This is a genomic window from Streptomyces sp. CO7 (assembly GCF_053474865.1).
The window spans coordinates 1-2794 of record NZ_JBRIOU010000203.1; the positions used below are offsets into that span (position 1 = coordinate 1).

The following is a 2794-nucleotide window of genomic DNA, read 5'->3' on the forward strand; positions in this document are numbered from 1 at the left end:
CGCCCTCGCCGCTCCCCTCCCCCTCGTTCCCGTCCTCGCTCGCCTCGCCTCCCTCTCGCCTCGCCTTGCCTCGTTCCGTCTCGTTCCGTCTCGTCCCGTCTCGTGAAGGAGTCCTGTCATGGACCGCACCGTCCGCGCCGACGCACCGGGCACCCCGCCGCCGCTCGGCGAACACCTCCGCTCGCCCCGGCTGCGCGCCGCCATGCTCGTCCAGCAGGAAGCCCTGCAGGCCGCCCGCGACTTCCTGCGCGGCGAGGGCTTCACCGAGCTGCTGCCCCCGCTCGTCGGGCCGGTCACCGACCCCGGAGGCCGCGGCGCCAAGGCCCTGGACGTCGACTACTACGGCCACCCCTACAAGCTGATGACCAGCGCCATCCTCTACAAGCAGGCGTCGCTGCGCGGCTTCCCCAAGCTCTTCTACATCGCGCCGAACCTCCGCGTGGAACCCGAGGAGACCGCCACCACCGGCCGCCACCTCGTCGAGTTCCACCAGATCGACGTGGAGATCGCCGAGGCGACCCGCGAGGACGCCCAGGAGATCGCCGCCGGACTGCTCACCCACGTCGCCGAGCACGTCTGGACCGCCGTTCCCGGCCTGCTGACCGAACTCGGGCGCAGGGAGGAGGACTTCGCGGACATCCGCAGCGGCAAGTACGACGTCTGCACGCACGAGGAGGCCGTGCGCCGCCTCCTCGCCGCCGGTCACCCGCAGAACCCCGACGGCGAGATCGACTGGACCGGTGAACGCCTGCTGTCCCTGGAGAGCGACCGCGCCTTCTTCGTCAACGACTACCCCAAGGGGTCCCGCGGCTTCTACGACCGCGAGGACCCGGACCACCCCGGCGTGCTGCGCAACTTCGACCTGCTCGCCCCCCACGGCTACGGCGAACTCGTCTCCGGCAGCGAGCGCGAGGCCGACTACGCCACCATCGTCACCCGCATGCGGGAGAGCGGCGAGAACCCCGCCAAGTACTCCTGGTACCTCAAGGAGGCCCGCGACGGCATCCCGGCCAGCGCCGGCTTCGGGATGGGACTGCAGCGCCTGGTCCGCTTCCTCACCGGTCTCGACGCCCTCTGGCAGGTCAGCGCCTACCCCAAGCTCCCCGGGGCGGTGACCCCGTGAACGCCCTCACCGCACCCGGCTTCCCCGAGGAGCGGGTCCGCGCCCGCGCCCGCCACGGCACCGCCGAGGTCTTCGCCGACCCCACCACGTACGGCGCCCGCCTCTTCGGCCCTTCACCGGCCGCCGCCCCGCCGCAGGACGAACTCGACCGGGCACGCATCGTGCCGCCCGTGTTCATGCCCCAGCGGCTCGAGAAGCTCATCGACCTCGCCCGCGAACCCGAGTTCGGCGACGTCGACCTCACCACCCGCGCCGGCGGCCTCACCGCCCGGCTCCCCCTGTACCTGTCCGCCTTCGGTTCCACCCGGGCCGGCAGCGGGGACCTCGCCCTCCACGCGAGCCGGCAGGCCGGCCGGCTGGGCATCCCCATGGTCATCGGGGAGAACATGATCCCCGTCCACGGCTACCGCCGCGCCGACGACTCCACCCGCTCCGCGCTCCTCGCGCGCGTCGAGGCCTACCTGGAGGCCGCGCCCGAGGGCACCGGCGGCGTGATCGTCCAGCAGTCCACAGAGGACGCCGACTCCGAGGTCTGGAACCTCCTCTACAGCGACCCCGCCACCCGGCCCCTCCTGGAGACCGGCCGCCTCGCCTTCGAACTGAAGACCGGTCAGGGCGCCAAACCCGGCCTCGGCGGCATGACCGTCGTCGGACGCGAGGAGGCCGCACGGCTCGCCCGCCGCTTCACCGTCCAGGAGGTCTTCGGCCCCGACGACGACCACCGGCTGCGCTGCGCGACCCCCGGCACCTTCACCGACGAGATCCTCCGCCAACAGCTCCGTTTCATGCGCAACAACTTCCCCAGGGCCCGGACCTGGGTGAAGTTCCACCCGGGCCGCGACATCGCGCACGCCGCGCGCACCGCCTGGGCGGCCGGCGCCGACGCCGTCACCGTCGACGGCGCCGAGGGCGGCACCGGTTGGGCCCCCGGCGTCTTCCTCGACCAGGTGGGCCTGCCCCTCGCCGAATGCCTGCGTCGCATCGGCCGTCCCGGCGGATGCCTCCTCGCCGGCGGCGGCATGTGGGAAGGCGGCCGCGTCCTGCGCGCCCTCGCCCTCGGCGCCACCGCCGTCGGACTCGGCCGCGCCGCCCTGATCGCGGTCGACGAGGACCCCGAGCGCGGCCTCGAGCGCCTCGCCGACAGCATCGCCCTCGAACTGCGGCTGCTGATCAGTGCCCTCGGCAAATACGCCGTCACCGGCCTGGACGCCGACGACCTGTGGTGGCCCGGCGACCCCGCCATGACGGCGACCGCCGCCCTGGCGGAGCCGGCCGGCGCCCGGACCGACGTCACGACCGGCACACCGGGGAGGACGCCATGACCCGTCGTCGCCGCCGCGGAACCGTCCACGTCCGCTTCTCCGTCCACGAGACCCCCGGCGTCACCGTCACCGCGTCCCCGCGCGCGGCCACGGGCGAGGACGCCCTCGCCGTCGCGGCCCGCGGCACCGCCCAGCGGGCCCTCGCCCAGGCCGGCCGCGGCCACATCGGGGGCCGCCTGGAACTGCGTGCCCCGGCACCGACCGCACCCGGCCCGCGTCGGCGGCGCGCCGTACGACGGGCCGCCGACCGCGCCGTCACCCTCGCCGTCCGCACCGCCCTGCGCGGCGGCACCGCCGACGTCCGCGTCCGCGTCCGCCCACCCGCCTGACCGACCGCCCCGTATCCGCC

General features: G+C 74.6%; 3 protein-coding genes. All 3 read left to right on the forward strand.

Features of this window, described 5'->3' with window-relative positions; all coding sequences use genetic code 11:
• Positions 1-118 precede the first annotated feature (118 nt).
• From ACOV8S_RS32600 to ACOV8S_RS32610, 3 genes are read left to right on the forward strand one after another with little or no spacing between them, the layout of a single operon-like run.
• Positions 119-1123 (forward strand): asparagine synthetase A, encoded by a 1005-nt coding sequence (locus ACOV8S_RS32600; protein ID WP_448322233.1) that lies wholly within the window; start codon positions 119-121, stop codon positions 1121-1123.
• Complete coding sequence (locus ACOV8S_RS32605; protein WP_448322234.1) at positions 1120-2445, forward strand: glutamate synthase-related protein; 1326 nt, start codon at positions 1120-1122, stop codon at positions 2443-2445. Before ACOV8S_RS32600 ends, ACOV8S_RS32605 begins: the two co-directional genes overlap by 4 nt.
• Positions 2442-2774, forward strand: a complete 333-nt coding sequence (locus ACOV8S_RS32610; protein WP_448322236.1) for a hypothetical protein — start codon at positions 2442-2444, stop codon at positions 2772-2774. The genes ACOV8S_RS32605 and ACOV8S_RS32610 overlap by 4 nt, the downstream gene beginning before the upstream one ends.
• Positions 2775-2794: the final 20 nt, after the last annotated feature.